This is a genomic window from Serratia sp. 2C06 (assembly GCF_050037615.1).
Lineage (GTDB): Bacteria > Pseudomonadota > Gammaproteobacteria > Enterobacterales > Enterobacteriaceae > Serratia > Serratia ureilytica.
Window position 1 is genome coordinate 3,918,517 of the sequence record NZ_CP188299.1, and the last position, 15,102, is coordinate 3,933,618.

The 15,102-nt window shown below is 58.8% G+C and carries 17 protein-coding genes; 10 read left to right on the plus strand and 7 right to left on the minus strand.

The features are described from left to right. The 4 genes from trpCF to ACP3TA_RS19250 all read left to right on the plus strand — a co-directional run bounded on the left by trpCF (position 1) and on the right by ACP3TA_RS19250 (position 3,933). Positions 1-1,362 (plus strand): bifunctional indole-3-glycerol-phosphate synthase TrpC/phosphoribosylanthranilate isomerase TrpF, encoded by a 1,362-nt coding sequence (gene trpCF, locus ACP3TA_RS19235; RefSeq protein WP_426784647.1) that lies wholly within the window; start codon positions 1-3, stop codon positions 1,360-1,362. 26 nt (positions 1,363-1,388) lie between these two features. Continuing rightward, the gene (trpB, locus tag ACP3TA_RS19240) at positions 1,389-2,594 is read left to right on the plus strand and encodes a tryptophan synthase subunit beta (protein WP_170852993.1); all 1,206 of its coding nucleotides are present in this window, start codon (positions 1,389-1,391) and stop codon (positions 2,592-2,594) included. Then, entirely contained in the window at positions 2,594-3,400 is an 807-nt protein-coding gene (gene trpA, locus ACP3TA_RS19245; protein WP_047574957.1) for a tryptophan synthase subunit alpha, read from the plus strand. Before trpB ends, trpA begins: the two co-directional genes overlap by 1 nt. A 218-nt stretch (positions 3,401-3,618) precedes the next feature. Beyond that, positions 3,619-3,933: a BON domain-containing protein gene (locus tag ACP3TA_RS19250; protein ID WP_016927515.1), complete on the plus strand. Its 315-nt coding sequence runs from the start codon at positions 3,619-3,621 to the stop codon at positions 3,931-3,933. Positions 3,934-3,977: 44 nt separating this feature from the next. Here the strand turns inward: ACP3TA_RS19250 and ompW are convergent, their stop codons facing one another. After that, positions 3,978-4,610, minus strand: a complete 633-nt coding sequence (ompW, locus tag ACP3TA_RS19255; RefSeq protein ID WP_019452715.1) for an outer membrane protein OmpW — start codon at positions 4,608-4,610, stop codon at positions 3,978-3,980. 286 nt (positions 4,611-4,896) lie between these two features. Here ompW and ACP3TA_RS19260 point away from each other — a divergent pair, with 286 nt between their 5' ends. Next, positions 4,897-5,337, plus strand: coding sequence for a YkgJ family cysteine cluster protein (locus ACP3TA_RS19260; RefSeq protein WP_033643277.1), 441 nt, complete (start codon positions 4,897-4,899; stop codon positions 5,335-5,337). A gap of 34 nt (positions 5,338-5,371) precedes the next feature. Beyond that, positions 5,372-6,124, plus strand: a complete 753-nt coding sequence (locus ACP3TA_RS19265; RefSeq protein WP_033643278.1) for a YciC family protein — start codon at positions 5,372-5,374, stop codon at positions 6,122-6,124. Between the two features lie 50 nt (positions 6,125-6,174). Here the strand turns inward: ACP3TA_RS19265 and ACP3TA_RS19270 are convergent, their stop codons facing one another. Beyond that, entirely contained in the window at positions 6,175-7,878 is a 1,704-nt protein-coding gene (locus ACP3TA_RS19270; protein ID WP_123061737.1) for a SulP family inorganic anion transporter, read from the minus strand. A 221-nt stretch (positions 7,879-8,099) separates the two neighbouring features. Between ACP3TA_RS19270 and ACP3TA_RS19275 the strand changes: the two genes are divergently transcribed. Further along, a complete protein-coding gene (locus ACP3TA_RS19275; protein ID WP_033643280.1) occupies positions 8,100-8,639 on the plus strand; it encodes a septation protein A in 540 nt (179 codons plus the stop codon). A gap of 116 nt (positions 8,640-8,755) precedes the next feature. Next, positions 8,756-9,184, plus strand: coding sequence for an acyl-CoA thioester hydrolase YciA (yciA, locus tag ACP3TA_RS19280; protein ID WP_004932085.1), 429 nt, complete (start codon positions 8,756-8,758; stop codon positions 9,182-9,184). Positions 9,185-9,253: 69 nt separating this feature from the next. On the opposite strand, the gene tonB is transcribed toward yciA, so the two are convergent. Then, a complete protein-coding gene (tonB, locus tag ACP3TA_RS19285; protein WP_198772329.1) occupies positions 9,254-9,997 on the minus strand; it encodes a TonB system transport protein TonB in 744 nt (247 codons plus the stop codon). Positions 9,998-10,232: 235 nt separating this feature from the next. Continuing rightward, positions 10,233-10,886, minus strand: a complete 654-nt coding sequence (locus tag ACP3TA_RS19290; RefSeq protein WP_033643282.1) for an epoxyqueuosine reductase QueH — start codon at positions 10,884-10,886, stop codon at positions 10,233-10,235. A gap of 176 nt (positions 10,887-11,062) precedes the next feature. Between ACP3TA_RS19290 and ACP3TA_RS19295 the strand changes: the two genes are divergently transcribed. Beyond that, positions 11,063-11,359, plus strand: a complete 297-nt coding sequence (locus ACP3TA_RS19295) for a YciI family protein (protein WP_033643283.1) — start codon at positions 11,063-11,065, stop codon at positions 11,357-11,359. Positions 11,360-11,468: 109 nt separating this feature from the next. Here the strand turns inward: ACP3TA_RS19295 and ACP3TA_RS19300 are convergent, their stop codons facing one another. Further along, positions 11,469-12,323, minus strand: a complete 855-nt coding sequence (locus ACP3TA_RS19300; RefSeq protein ID WP_122016334.1) for a LysR family transcriptional regulator — start codon at positions 12,321-12,323, stop codon at positions 11,469-11,471. A gap of 91 nt (positions 12,324-12,414) precedes the next feature. On the opposite strand from ACP3TA_RS19300, the gene ACP3TA_RS19305 reads away from it, so the two are divergent. Beyond that, positions 12,415-13,374: a DMT family transporter gene (locus tag ACP3TA_RS19305; RefSeq protein ID WP_122016333.1), complete on the plus strand. Its 960-nt coding sequence runs from the start codon at positions 12,415-12,417 to the stop codon at positions 13,372-13,374. Between the two features lie 37 nt (positions 13,375-13,411). Here the strand turns inward: ACP3TA_RS19305 and ACP3TA_RS19310 are convergent, their stop codons facing one another. After that, positions 13,412-14,413 (minus strand): LacI family DNA-binding transcriptional regulator, encoded by a 1,002-nt coding sequence (locus tag ACP3TA_RS19310; protein WP_033643286.1) that lies wholly within the window; start codon positions 14,411-14,413, stop codon positions 13,412-13,414. A gap of 71 nt (positions 14,414-14,484) precedes the next feature. Beyond that, entirely contained in the window at positions 14,485-15,039 is a 555-nt protein-coding gene (locus ACP3TA_RS19315) for a D-lyxose/D-mannose family sugar isomerase (RefSeq protein WP_033643287.1), read from the minus strand. Positions 15,040-15,102: the final 63 nt, after the last annotated feature.

A 15,102-nucleotide genomic window follows, 5' to 3' on the forward strand; every position in this document is an offset into this window, starting at 1 on the left:
ATGCAGGAAACCGTGCTACACAAGATTGTCCGCGACAAAGCGCAATGGATCGCGGCGCGACAACAGCAACAGCCCCTGGCCGGCTTTCAGAATGACATCGTACCGAGCGAACGCAGCTTCTACCACGCGCTGCAGGGCACCCGTACGGCTTTCATTCTCGAATGCAAGAAGGCCTCGCCTTCCAAGGGGCTGATTCGCGAGAACTTTAATCCGGTGGAGATCGCCACGGTCTATAAAGATTTCGCCTCGGCGATCTCGGTGCTGACCGACGAGAAATACTTCCAGGGCAGCTTTGATTTCCTGCCGCTGGTGAGCAAAACCGTCAGCCAACCGGTGTTGTGCAAAGACTTTATCATCGACCCGTATCAGATTTACCTGGCGCGCTACTATCAGGCCGACGCTATCCTGCTGATGCTGTCGGTGTTGACCGACGAACAGTACCGCCAGCTGGCGGCGGTGGCCCACAGCCTCAATATGGGCGTGCTGACCGAAGTGATCAGTGAAGAAGAGCTGCAGCGGGCGATCGCGCTGGAAGCCCGCGTGGTCGGCATCAATAACCGCGATCTGCGCGATCTGAGCATCGATCTGGACCGCACCCGGCAGTTGGCGCCGCGCGTGCCGCATGGGGTGACGGTGATCAGCGAGTCGGGCATCAACAATTACGGGCAGATCCGCGAGCTCAGCCACTACGCCAACGGTTTCCTGATCGGCAGCGCGCTGATGTCGGAACCCGATCTGCGCGCCGCCGTGCGCCGTGTGATCCTGGGCGACAATAAAGTGTGCGGCCTGACTCGCCCGCAGGACGCCGCCGCCGCGTATCAAGCCGGCGCCATCTACGGCGGATTGATTTTCGTCGGCCGCTCGCCGCGCTATGTGGATATCGTCCGCGCCCGCGAAGTCATTTCCGGCGCGCCGCTGAAGTACGTCGGCGTCTTCTGCGACGCCCAGCTTGATACCGTGGCGCTGACCGTAGAGCGCCTCGGTCTGCAGGCGGTGCAACTGCACGGCGCGGAGGACCAGGCCTATATCAGCGCCCTGCGCGCCCGCTTGCCGGCCGATTGCCGCATCTGGAAAGCGCTGAGCGTGAAAGAACGGGTACCGGCGCGCGATCTGCAGCATGTCGATCGCTATCTGCTGGACAACGGCGCAGGCGGCACCGGCCAACGCTTCGACTGGTCGGTATTGCAAGGCGAAGATCTGACCAACGTTATGCTGGCGGGCGGTCTGCGCGCCGACAACTGCGTCGAAGCGGCCAAGCTCGGCTGCGCCGGGCTGGACTTCAATTCCGGCGTGGAAAGCGAACCGGGCATCAAGGATCCCGCGCGCCTGGCCTCGGTCTTCCAAACCCTGCGCGCTTACTGAATACGGCTCTATATTAATAACGGATAATGACGGGAACTCTCATGACGCTGCTTAACCCCTACTTCGGCGAATTTGGTGGTCAATACGTACCGCAAATTCTGATGCCGGCCCTGAAACAACTCGAAGAAGCCTTTGTCAGCGCTCAGCGCGATCCGGCGTTTCAGGCGGAATTCATCGATCTGTTGAAGAACTACGCGGGCCGCCCTACGGCGCTGACGCTGTGCAAAAATCTCACCGCCGGCAGCAACACCAAGCTCTATCTGAAGCGGGAAGATCTGCTGCACGGCGGCGCGCACAAGACCAACCAGGTGCTGGGCCAGGCCCTGCTGGCCAAGCGCATGGGCAAAACCGAGATCATCGCGGAAACCGGCGCCGGCCAACACGGCGTCGCTTCGGCGCTGGCCTGCGCGCTGCTCGGCCTGAAATGCCGTATCTATATGGGCGCCAAAGACGTTGAGCGCCAGTCGCCGAACGTGTTCCGCATGCGGCTGATGGGCGCGGAAGTGATCCCGGTGCACAGCGGCTCCGCCACCCTGAAAGACGCCTGCAACGAAGCGTTGCGCGACTGGTCCGGCAGCTATGAAACCGCGCACTATATGCTCGGCACCGCGGCCGGCCCGCACCCGTACCCCACCATCGTGCGTGAATTCCAGCGCATGATTGGCGAAGAGACCAAAGCGCAGGTGCTGGAGCGCGAAGGCCGCCTGCCGGATGCGGTCATCGCCTGCGTCGGCGGCGGCTCCAACGCCATCGGCATGTTCGCCGATTTTATCGATGACGCCGACGTTGGGCTGATCGGCGTGGAACCCGCCGGTCTGGGCATCGAAACCGGTCAGCACGGCGCGCCGCTCAAGCATGGCCACGTCGGCATCTATTTCGGCATGAAGGCGCCGATGATGCAGACCGCCGAAGGCCAGATTGAAGAATCCTATTCAATCTCCGCCGGGCTGGACTTCCCGTCCGTCGGGCCGCAACACGCCTACCTGAACAGCACCGGTCGCGCCGAATACGTGTCGATCACCGACGACGAAGCGCTGGAGGCGTTCAAAGCGCTGTCGCGCCATGAAGGCATCATCCCGGCGCTGGAATCCTCACACGCCCTGGCGCACGCGCTGAAAATGATCCGTGAAACGCCGCAAAAAGAGCAAATCCTGGTGGTCAACCTGTCCGGCCGCGGCGACAAAGACATATTTACCGTTCACGACATTTTGAAAGCACGGGGAGAAATCTGATGGAACGTTATCAGCAACTGTTCACGCGTCTGGAAAGCAGCAAGGAAGGCGCCTTCGTCCCGTTCGTGACGCTGGGCGATCCTAATCCGGCGCTGTCGCTGCAGATTATCGACACCCTGATCGAAGCCGGCGCGGACGCGCTGGAGCTGGGTATCCCCTTCTCCGATCCGTTGGCGGATGGCCCAACCATCCAGAGCGCGACGCTGCGTGCCTTCGCCGCCGGCGTTACGCCGACCCAGTGTTTCGAGCTGCTGGCGGCCATTCGTCAGAAGCACCCGACCATTCCCATCGGCCTGCTGATGTACGCCAATTTGGTGTTCCATAAAGGCATCGATGCTTTTTACCAACGCTGTGCGGAAGTGGGCGTGGATTCGGTGTTGGTCGCCGACGTGCCGTTTGAAGAATCGGCGCCGTTCCGCGCCGCGGCCGTGCGCCACGGTATCGCGCCCATCTTCATTTGCCCGCCGAACGCCGATGACGATCTGCTGCGTGAAATCGCGTCGCACGGTCGCGGCTACACCTATCTGCTGTCGCGTTCCGGCGTCACCGGCACCGAAAGCCGGGCGCAGTTGCCGCTGCATCACCTGGTGAACAAGCTGCGCGAGTATCACGCCGCGCCGCCGCTGCAGGGCTTCGGCATCTCCGAGCCCGAGCAGGTGAAGGCTGCGCTGCAGGCCGGCGCCGCCGGCGCCATCTCCGGATCGGCAATCGTCAAAATCATCGAACGGCACCATGCCAACCCGGCGGAAATGCTGACCAAGCTGGCGGCCTTCGTCAGCGCGATGAAGCACGCGACCCGCGCGTGATCCCCTTCGGCGAGCGCCTTGCCGGCGCTCGCTTTAACAGCTTGTTTCCCCTCAAAGTTTGTTCTATTTATTTACAGCAAAAATTTGAACAAACCCGCGTCTTGTCTCACAATAAACATTGTTCGCTATGCATTTCTTCATTTGATTTGGGGAATGCGTTCGCTGCGGCGAAAAAACCGCATCGAATTTCAACCATAACATTGCATGGAGAGTAATTTATGAAGCTGTTTAAAACCCTTTCGGCCTTGTGCATGGCAGCCGTTGTGGCGGTCGCGGTGAGCGCTTGCGCACCGACGGCGAAATCGGAGGGAACAGGCGGTTATATCGATGACACCGTGGTCACCACCAAAGTGAAATCGGCGCTGCTGGCGGATAAAAACATCAAGTCGCGCGAAATCAGCGTGGAAACCTTTAAAGGACGCGTGCAGTTGAGCGGCTTCGTGACGTCAAGCGATGACGCCAATCGTGCGGTGCAGGTCACACGCGGCGTGGCCGGCGTGAAATCTGTTGAGAACGTCATGCAGGTTAAATAATACCGACACAGGGAGGCGCAATGCCTCCCTGTTTGCGGCCTTCATCAGAAGCGATAACCCGCCCCAAACATAAACACCCACGGATCCAATCGCGTATCGAAGCTGTGGTGCCCACCGTTCGCGTCGTTGAAACGCGTTTTGGTTTCGATGTTCATCCACCACACCGACATGTTCAGCATCCAGTGCTCATCCAGGTTGTAATCCAGACCGGCCTGTGCCGCCACGCCCCAGGAGTCTTTCAGATCGAGGTTGCTCAACCCGGCGCTTTTGCCGTAGTCGTTGAACTTCTCGTCGAAGAAAGTGGTGTAGTTAACGCCGACGCCCAGATAAGGACGCAGTTTGTCCTGCTTGTCGCCGAAGTAGTATTGCGCCATCAGCGTAGGCGGCAGTTGATGAACGGTCGCCAGATCGGTGCCGCCCAGGGTAACCTTGTGGCGGAACGGTGTCGCGGCCAACAACTCAACGCCGATGTTGTCCGTCACCATATAACCGAAGGTCAAACCGAGCTGAGTATTGTTTTTCGCATCCAGCGATCCCAAACCCAATACGTTGTCCGAGCCCGCATTTGGACGCACCGTCGCGGTGCCCGCACGGAACAGGAAATCACCGGCCTGATGCGCACTTGCCAACATAGGCGCCATCATCGTCGCCAATACCACCAGAGTTGTCTTTTTCATTATCCATTCCATTTGTGTGGTTAATCTCTCGAGGGGGAATATACCTACTTTCGGGTATTTGTGATCCCATCGAGATCACATCTTATGTGTAAAATTTTAAAATCCCACCAAAAACAAGGTTACCTAACCGCTTAATAAATCAAGGATTGATCTGCATCAAAAAAACGATTTTGTTGCAAATTATCTACATGTTCAAATTTCAGTTGCGGAAAAAAATACGGCTGAGGTAATTTCATCTTCCGTGTTGGTTTTGGTTGGTGCCGTGAGGAGTCGGCGGGCAATCAAGATGAGCGAAATCCTTAATCCCTGTGTCAGCTGCGGCGCATGCTGCGGTTATTTTCGAGTGTCATTCTATTGGGCCGAAGCCGAAGACGGCGGCGGCACCGTTCCCCTTTCCCTGACGGAGCCTCTGACCCCGTTCCTGCGCTGCATGCAGGGGACCAACAGCAAGTCTCCGCGCTGCACCGCGCTGGACGGCGAGATTGGCAAAGCCGTGTCGTGCTCGATTTATCTTAATCGGCCAAGCCCGTGCAGAGAGTTCGATCAGTCCGGTGAAAACGGCCTGCGCAACGAAGCCTGCGATCGCGCTCGCGAACGCTACGGCCTGCCCCCCTTGCCGGTGCCCTTGCCGCTGTCGTTGCCTGAGACGACGATCGTTGAAGAAATAGACGTAGTGCAATTCGCGGGGTGCCACAGCGGCGTGGAACAGGGTACAATCACCCACTGATTTATCTCTGTTTTCTCGACGCCAAGGAGTCTGCATGCCTATCACGGCCAACGCTTTGTACCGTGACAGTTTTAACTTTTTACGCAATCAACTGGCCAGCATCCTGATGCTGGCGCTGTTGACGGCGTTTATCTCGGTGCTGCTGAACCAAGCTTTCAGCCCCGATGCCGAACAGTTGGCGACGCTGGCCGCCTCCACCAGCGATTTTGCGTCGTCGACCGGCATGGGCATTCAGGACGTGATCCAGCAGATGACGCCGGAACAGCAGATGGTGTTGCTGAAAGTGTCGGCCGCCGCCACGTTCTCCGCGCTGGTCGGCAACGTGCTGCTGGTCGGTGGGATGCTGACGTTGATCCGTCTGGTGTCTCAGGGGCAACGCACCAGCGCCCTGCGCGCGCTCGGCGCCTCGGCGCCCGATCTGCCGCGCCTGCTGCTGCTGCTGTTTATCTGCACCTTGCTGATCCAGCTCGGCCTGACGCTGTTCGTGGTGCCGGGCGTGATCATGGCTATCGCCTTCGCGTTGGCGCCAGTGATCGCCTCCGTCGACAAGAAAGGCGTCTTCGCTTCGCTCAAGCTGAGCAGCAAATTGGCCTTCGCCAATGCGCGCGTGATTGTGCCGGCGATGATGCTGTGGTTGGCGGCCAAGCTACTGGTGCTGTTTTTAGTGAGCCATCTGTCAGTGCTGACGCCGAACGTGGCCAGCGTCGTGCTGACCGCGTTAAGCAACCTGGTCTCCGCCCTGCTGCTGATCTATCTGTTCCGTTTGTATATGCTGCTGCGCGGCTGACGCCGGCGCAACAAATGCCCAGGGGCACGCTTCGGCGCGCCCCTTTTTGTTTACCCCACCGTGGCGGCTTCCGCCTGTTCCTTACTCTGAATCAGCTTCAGCGCCAGATAGAGATCCGGCACCAAAATCAGCTCCTTGTCCCGCCCCAACCGATTGATGCGGAACCAGCGCGTCAGTTCAGTGCGGCGCCCGGCCAGCACCAGTTTGACGTTACGCTGCAACAGATCGCGTTTCAGTTCGTCGATGGCCGCCAGCACGCTGATATCGGCATGGGTAAAGCTGGCCACCGCGTCCACCACCACCCAGCGCGGCTGGAATGGCGTACTGTCGACCAAATTGAGAATGCGGCGTTTGAAGTAGGCCACGTTGAAGTAGGTCAGCGGCGAATTGAAGCGATACATCATGACGCCGGGCACCGCCTTCACCCCATTGTTGTTGCCCATGGAATGGATCATGCCTTCGTCGTTAACGCCCAGCAGCTGTTCCGTCGGCCGAAAGACGGTGTGCAGAAACTGCATCAGCCCCAGCAACACCGCCAGCCCGATGCCGCTGATCACCCCGACCAACAAGACGCTGAGGAAGGTAAATATCGCCAGGCGAAAAGCCTGCGCGTTGCGGCGGCGCAAGATCCAGATGCCGCGAAAATCCAGCAGCGACCAGGCCGCATACATCAGCACCACGCCCAATCCCGCCACCGGAATAAACTGCAGCGGCGCCATCAGGAACAGCAAGACGAAAGCGATCACCGCGGCGGCGATGATCGACACAAGCTGGCTCTTGCCGCCGTTGGCGTCATTCACCGCGGTGCGCGAATCCGCCCCGCTGATGGCGAAGCCTTGCGACAATGCGGAGACGATATTCACCATCCCCAGCGCGCGAAACTCAGCGTCAGCGTTGACCTCATAGCCGTTTTTGGCCGCGAAACTGCGGGCGGTCAGCATCATGCTGACAAAGCTCACGACCGCCAGGTTGAGCGCCGGGATCACCATGTCGCGCAGCAGCCCGGGCTGAAAGTCCGGCCACTGGACGATCGGCAACACGCCGCTGAAACCGCCCACCGTCACCACGCCATACTGCTGCAATCCGCCCGCCCAGGTGACGAACGCCGCCAGCACGATGGCGAACAGCGGCGCCGGCCAGTTAGGCCGCCATTTTTTAAATCCGAGCAGCGTCACCAGCGTCAGCAAGGACACCGCCATCGTCAGCCAGTCGCTGTGCAACAGGTTGGCCGGCAGCGCGTAGATGCGCTCGATCAGCTGCGCCGGGCGCACCGTGAACCCCAACACCTTGCCGATCTGATCGACGATGATGGTCAGCGCCACCCCGTTAAGCAGCCCGCTGAGGATCGGCCGCGACAGCAGATCCGCCAGCGCCCCCAGCTTGAACCGGCTGGCCAACAGGCACCAGCCGCCCATCATCGCGGTCATCATGATGGTCAACTGCCAATGGCGTTCCATATTGCCCGCCGCCAGCGGCGTCACCACCGCGGCGATCACCGCACAGGTGGCGGCATCGGGCCCGACGATCAGCTGGCGTGACGAACCGAACAGCGCATAGGCCACCATCGGCAAGATACAGGAATAAAGCCCCACCACCGGGCTAACCCCGGCCAGTTCGGCATAGGCGATGGCCACCGGCAAGGCGACGGCGGCGACGGAAAGACCGGCGCGCATATCCGGTTTGAGCCAACTGCGTTGATAGCCCAATAAATGCGTCAAACCAGGCGTCAGGGCCTGGAGAGATTTCCACTGCATGCTGTTTTCCGCGGTAAATTATCTGGTTATTATGGCACTTACTATGCGATCTGCGGCCAGCGCTGGCAATGCGCCCGTGCTTTCTTGCGTAAGTTTATGCAAATTCCTGCTTTCGCGGCAGAAATCCGCCGGCCAAACGCCGATAATCGGCAGCGCCCGGCGGTACACAGAACTCGCCGAATCCGGTATAGTCGGCCGATGAACAGATGATGGATTGATTTATGAAGCAGTTTCTTGATTTCCTCCCGTTAATTGTCTTTTTCGCTTTTTACAAGCTGTACGACATTTACGTCGCTTCCGGCGCATTGATCGTCGCCACCGCGCTGGCGCTGGTGTTCACCTGGGTGAAATACCGCAAGGTCGAGAAGATGACGCTGATCACCTTCCTGATGGTGCTGGTGTTCGGCACCCTGACGCTGGTGTTCCACAACGATTTATTCATCAAGTGGAAAGTGACGGTGATTTACGCGCTGTTCGCGCTGGCGCTGCTGATCAGCCAGTGGGTGCTCAAAAAGCCGCTGGTTCAGCGCATGCTGGGCAAAGAGCTGACGCTGCCGGACAAAGTGTGGAGCAACCTCAACCTGGCCTGGGCCCTCTTCTTCCTGGCCTGCGGCCTGGCGAACATCTATGTCGCCTTCTGGCTGCCGCAAAGCGTCTGGGTCAATTTCAAAGTCTTTGGCCTGACGGTGCTGACGCTGGTATTCACCCTGCTCAGCGGCATCTATATTTACCGGCACATGCCGGCAGAACAGAAAAAATAGTTACAAATACCGGCACGTACCGGCAGAAGAAACAAAATAGTTACAAAATTGTTAATGCCTGCGGCATTTGCCGCGGGCAGTATGATGTTATCCCTTCCTTTTAAAAGCAGACTGCTATGACACAACAACGACCTTTACCCAGCGGCGAGCTGGTGCTACGCACGCTGGCGATGCCGGCCGATACCAATGCCAACGGCGATATTTTCGGCGGCTGGCTGATGTCGCAAATGGACATCGGCGGCGCCATCCAGGCAAAAGAGATCGCCGAGGGGCGCGTAGTGACGGTACGCGTAGACGGCATGACCTTCCTGAAACCGGTGGCGGTAGGCGACGTGGTTTGCTGCTATGCGCACTGCATCCGCACCGGGCGCAGCTCGATCACCATCAATATCGAAGTGTGGGTAAAGAAAGTCTCCTCCGCCCCAATCGGCCAACGCTACCGGGCGACCGAAGCGGTGTTCACCTACGTGGCGGTCGATGCGGAAGGCAACTCGCGCGCGCTGCCTGAGGGTAAAATGAATTTCCGCGTCGGCTTCGAAGAGTAAGCCTGCGGCTGCGCCGCAAATGCAAAAAGGGTCGCCGAGGCGACCCTTTTTTCTTGGCGCAAACCGAAATCAGTTCATTTCGGTGGTGCCGTTCAGCTTGAAACGAATATTGACGATAAGATCCTTCGCTTCTTTGGCTTGATACCGCCATTTGCGCAGCGCCTGTTTCACTTCACGCTCGAACATGTTGCGCGGCTCAGCCGACAAGATGCGCACGTTGGTCACGCGGCCATCGCTGTCGACGTCGAACTGCACCCGCACGTTGCCTTCGATCTGCAAGGCTCTGGCGCGCGGCGGATAAATCGGTTCCGCACGGCTGATCGGTTTTGGCCCGACCTCGCGCGAGTTGCCCTGTACCGGCGCGGCGGGCGCTTGTTTCACCGGCGCTTTATCGATCGGTTTGGCCAGCGAGTCGTTATTGAACGGCGAAGGCTCGCGCGGCTCGACCTTCTTCGGCTCCGGTTTCACCGGTTTTTCTACCTTCGGCTTTGGCTTGGGCTTCGGTTTCGGCTTGACCGGCTCCGGTTTCACAATCGCCTTCGGCGGCGGCTCCACAATAGGTTCTGGTTCAGGTTCCGGCTCAGGTTCCACCTGCGGCGGCTCCGGTTCTGCCGGAGCAGGCGGCGGCGGTTCAGCCATCGCGGCGGTGTTGACCATCATGACGCTGATCGGCGCCTCTTCAGGCTTTGGCAGCTCAACCACTTCTTTTACCGAAGCGTAAAGCAGTCCCGCCACCAGGGCGCTGTGCAGGCCTACGGACAAGACGAAAGGCACGGATATACGGCGATTAAGGAACATCTTTTTTAGCGGCATAATGATTCTGTTTCCTCTGGTTCGCCAAGTTTAAATGCAAATAGCAATCATATTCAATAACGAAAGGCAAACTATCGCTTTAATCGTCAGTCTCCGCGGCGAAAACCAGCAAACTCATAAGGATATTAACCTGAACGTTGCTTTTTTACCGCCGAATCAACACGCTTCGTTAACGTTCAGACGGCGCTAAAAAATAAAAAACCCGCCGTAGCGGGTGGATTGCGGTAATTAAGCGTTATTCTTCATCACCATAGTAGAGCACGCCCAGTTTGATCAGCGGCCGCCCTTGCGCTTTGCGGTGCAGGTTGGTGTCGCGCAGCGAATAGACGCAGCCGCAGTATTCCTGCTGATAGAAGCGTTCGCGCTTGCTGATCTCTATCATGCGGGCCGCGCCGCCCTTCTTGCGCCAGTTGTAATCCCAATACACCAGATCGGGATACTTTTCCGCCGCCCGAATGCCGCAGTCGGTAATCTGCTGCATGTTCTTCCAGCGCGAGATGCCGAGCGAGCTGGAGATGGTGTCGTAACCGTGCTCATGCGCATACAGCGCCGTGCGCTCAAAACGCATGTCGAAGCACATGGTGCAGCGAATGCCGCGCTCCGGCTCATGTTCCATGCCCTTGGCGCGTTCGAACCAGTTGTCGGTGTCATAATCGGCATCGATGATCGGCACCCCGTGCTTTTCGGCGAAACGGATGTTCTCTTCCTTACGCAGCAAATACTCTTTTTGCGGGTGAATGTTGGGGTTATAGAAGAAAATAGCGTACTCGATGCCGGACGCCTGGATCGCTTCCATCACCTCGCCGGAACAGGGCGCACAGCAAGAATGCAGCAGCAGTTTGCTTTTGCCCGCAGGCAAATCGAGTTTTTCCCTTACCAGTTCCGTCATGTCCTCACCTCAATGGCATATCTGTTTAAGCGCGCCGCACTATACGAATAAAAAGTAGCGGCTTCAAGGCATAAGCGCCAATCCCCCCCATAAATTCACCGCGCGCCGTTCCCCTGCCGCGCCTTTTGCGCTACCTTGGTAGCACCGTTTTATAGCCATGATTTTACAGGTGAAATATGCTTTATCTGATCTACGCGCAAGACGTTCCCCACTCACTGGAAAACCGTCTGGCGGTGCGCCCGGCACATCTGGCGCGCCTGCAGGCGCTGCGTGACGCCGGCCGTCTGGTGGTCGCCGGCCCCAACCCGGCCATCGACAGCAACGATCCCGGCGCCGCCGGCTTCACCGGTTCAACGGTGATCGCCGAGTTCGCCTCACTGGCGGAAGCCCAGGCCTGGGCGCAGCAGGATCCGTACGTCGCCGCCGGCGTCTACGCCGACGTGACGGTGAAGCCGTTCAAGCAGGTGTTCTGATCTCCAGCCCTCCGAATACCGGGAACGCCCCGCTATACGGCGTTTCCGGCGCTAGCCACACCTCAGCGTCACCGTCGCGCTCGGTTCGTCTTCCCCGCGCGGTCGATATTCATGTTCCGCCCCGGAAATACTCACCGATAACGCTTTCCAGCATCGCCACCGCCGATTGACCGGCGGCAGCGGCAGAGCGCAGCAGCTGCACTTCGTGCGGAGCGACCGACGGCAATTCGTCGAGGATCCGCATCGCCGCCGTCACGCGTGCGCGGTCGAGCAGCGTGACGGCCAATCCTGCCTCGACGGCGGCAGCCACCACGCTGGCCGAAGGGCTGCTCACAACCACTCGCCAATGCCTTCCCGCCCCGCTCAATGCATCGATCATAGCCTCTCGGTAAGGGCAATCGGCGGCATGCAACGCCAATGGTATCGGTTGGGCCATATCCAGCGCCAACCGGCGGCCGCCAACCCAAACCGGCGCAGTCACCGCAAGCGGCATCTGGCGCAGTCCCCCCATCGGCAGCACCGCCAACGCCAGCTGTAGCCGGTTGCGTCCGATCTGTTCAACCAACGCCTGGCTGGCGGCCGTAGAAACCTCCAGCATCACCGCAGGAAAACGGGTGGCAAACGCCGGCAGCACATCGCGCATGACATGTGATGCGTATTCATCAGGCACTCCCAGCTTGATGTGCCCACTCAGCGGTGCGCCCTGCAGCTCACGCAGAATATCGTCGTGGGCATTCAACAGCCCGAGCGTCGAGGCCAGCAGTTTGTCGCCTAAGGGCGTCAACACGACGGACTGATTGTCGCGCTCCAGCAAGCGGCCGCCCACGACCTGTTCCAGACGCTGAATATGAACGCTCACCGCGGCTGGGCTGCGATGAACAAAGGCCGCCGCCGCACGAAATTGCCCCAAACAGGCGATAGCGTGAAAAGTGCGCAAAAGATTAATGTCCAGGGTTGGCCGCATGGTTTAACTCCATTAAACAACTGAACGAAAATTATTCGATTTATTAAATTATAGCGGCTCACTACCCTTGGGGAAAAAGGAGAAGATCACCATGCCCCTGTCAGAATTTCGTCCACCTTCCTGCCGCGATAAGGTGGGCGACAAAGCCGCCGTCTGGTTGCCGGCAGCGGAAGTCCTGCTGATCGTCGCCTGGAGCTCGGGCTTTGTCGGCATCCGTTTCGCCGCCGATTACGCGCCGGTGTTGCTGGTGGCGTTCTGGCGCTGTGTCGTGGTCGCTTTACTGCTGATGCCGTTTAGCCTTCGCGCCATCAGGCGCTCCTCGCCGCAGTCGGTAGCCGCTCATGCCGGGATCGGGCTGCTTGCCATGACCGGATACCTGACCGGCGTCAGTAAAGGCATCGAGTACGGCGTGCCGACCGGGTTGGCCGCGCTCATCGCCGATTTGCTCCCTCTCGGCACCGCACTCTTGAACATGCTGTTTCTACGCCGGCTGCCCGATGGCCGCGTCTGGCTCGGCCTGGCATTAGGCTCTCTCGGGGTGATATTGGCGACGGGCGGTGCTATTTCCTGGGGAAATGCGCCATTGTGGAGCTACCTGTTGCCGCTGGCGGGGATGCTGTCACTGGCACTGGCGACGCTGTGGCAGCAACGGCTGCCGCAGGCGCAAGCGGTGAGCCTGCCCGCCAGGTTGGGGATACAAAGCGCGATTTCAGCGCTGGCTTTTGCCCCACTGGCAGGCGCAGAAAGCCCGCTGCTGCCAACCATGACGACAGGGTTGGTTATCGGCGTGCTTTGGACCGCGCTTTTGGCCACCCTGGCCGGTTACGGTTTGTATTGGTTCTGCCTTAGGCATACCTCTGCATTGCGTGTGACGAGCCTGCTGTTCCTCAGCCCCTTCGTCACCTTCTGCTGGGCATGGTTAATGTTCGATGAGCCCCTTTCCTGGCCCATGCTGCTGGGTGCAGCAACGGCGGGGAGCGGCTTGTGGCTGCTTATCCGCCCCCCGATGAGGGGCCGGACTGAACGCGCTGAAATGAATAATGGCAGATAAGGTTAACGGAGATGTCGGCTACACGTTGCCGGCACCGTTACACGACGAGTTTTCCCCGCACCACCACCTTGCCCGGCTTTATCTCGGGATCGGCAATACGGCGGATCGCCAGATTCAACGCTTGCCAGGCGATCTCTTGCAAGTCGTGTGACACGCAGGGGAAATGGAAACCGTAGATCTCGGCATGTGAAACCTCATCGATGCTGAACAACGACACGTCCTGCATCAACGGCAACCGATGTTCGATACAGGCCTTGATGATGCCCAGTGAGATCTGGTTATTGCAGCCGACGAAAAAATCGGGGGCGGGGTTATTGGCCAGCCAGCGGCTCGTCTCTTGCCAGGCGACATCCATAAAGAAATCGGCATACCGCACGTCGAGCGAAGCCACCTTCCCTTGCAATGCCGCCTGCAAGCCAGTGACCCTGTCACGCGCAACGTTGGAATTCTCCGGCCCGGAGATCACCACCACCCGCTGCGCCTGCTGTTCCAGAAGCCAACGCCCCGCCTGAAGGCCGCAATCCAGATTATCAATATACACTCCGCTGCAGTGGTGACTCTCCAATTCCCGATCGATCAACACCACCGGTATATTGAGCGTTTCCAGACGTTTGAGGTAGGAAGGCCGGTACAGATGATCGTTGGAAATGACCGAGAGAATAATCGCATCGACGTTGTAGCCAATGAGTTTGTCGATGATCCTGTCTTCGCTTTCCTGAGACTCATAGGAGTCGAACACCAGCGTGTCGTACCCCATCTTTTGCGCTTCAAGCGTCATCAGACGCGTCAGGCCGCCAAAGAATGGGTTGGCCATGTCGGGGTTGACGATGCCAATGGTTCTGCTGCTTTTCGCCCGCAGATTGCGCGCCGCGGCATTGACCACGTAACCGAGTTCGGCGGCGGTCTCCCGAATTCTCCTCAACGTTTCCGGATGGACCTTGTCCGGCTGTGAAAATGCCCGCGAAGCGGTGATTTTGCTGACGTTCGCCTGTGCGGCGACGCTAGCCAGCGTCGCTTTCCGTCCTCGACCCACGGCCAAATGCAGCTCCTTAGCTTGAAGGTATCATTTTGTATCATTTCCGGCATCATGACAGAACTTTGTTCTTGGCGCTAATGGTTTACGCCGGCAAGACGGTTAATTCGCGGATCGGTAAAAATATCCAGCTCGTCACGGCTCTCGGAAGAGAACTCAGACACCACCGCGCCCTGCTTCCCCGCCTGAAACCAGTGACGGGTATTGGGCGCAATGGTGTATTGTTCCCCCGGCCGCAAGAGGATATAGCGATGACAGGTATACCACTGCTCCGCGCCCTCTGGCACCCGGCATACCGGTTGGCCGCCGCGATCGTTGGGCGTCAGATTTTCATCATCGACAAACAAAAACACCTCTCCCCAACGGCAACGGAACGTCTCTTGCTTGCCGGGCGTGCCGGCAAAGGGAGGGTGTAAATGTTCCGGGCAAGTCTGCCCAGGAAACAGCACCAGCTCTTTCGCGCAATACCGAGGTGAGTTGACGTAGGTCAGCAGCTGCAACCCGGACGCGGGATAGTCGGCCAGACCAAACGTCGCAATTTCAATGCGTTGCTGTTCTTCTTCGGTCAAGATAATGTCCGCCTGGCGCAAATACTCCAGCGTAGCGGCTCTGGCGCTTTGTTGTTTGTTCATCATTCCCCCGGCAAAGTAACGGTATCGATATCAGCAGGCCGATATTAAAACCGTCATTACCAC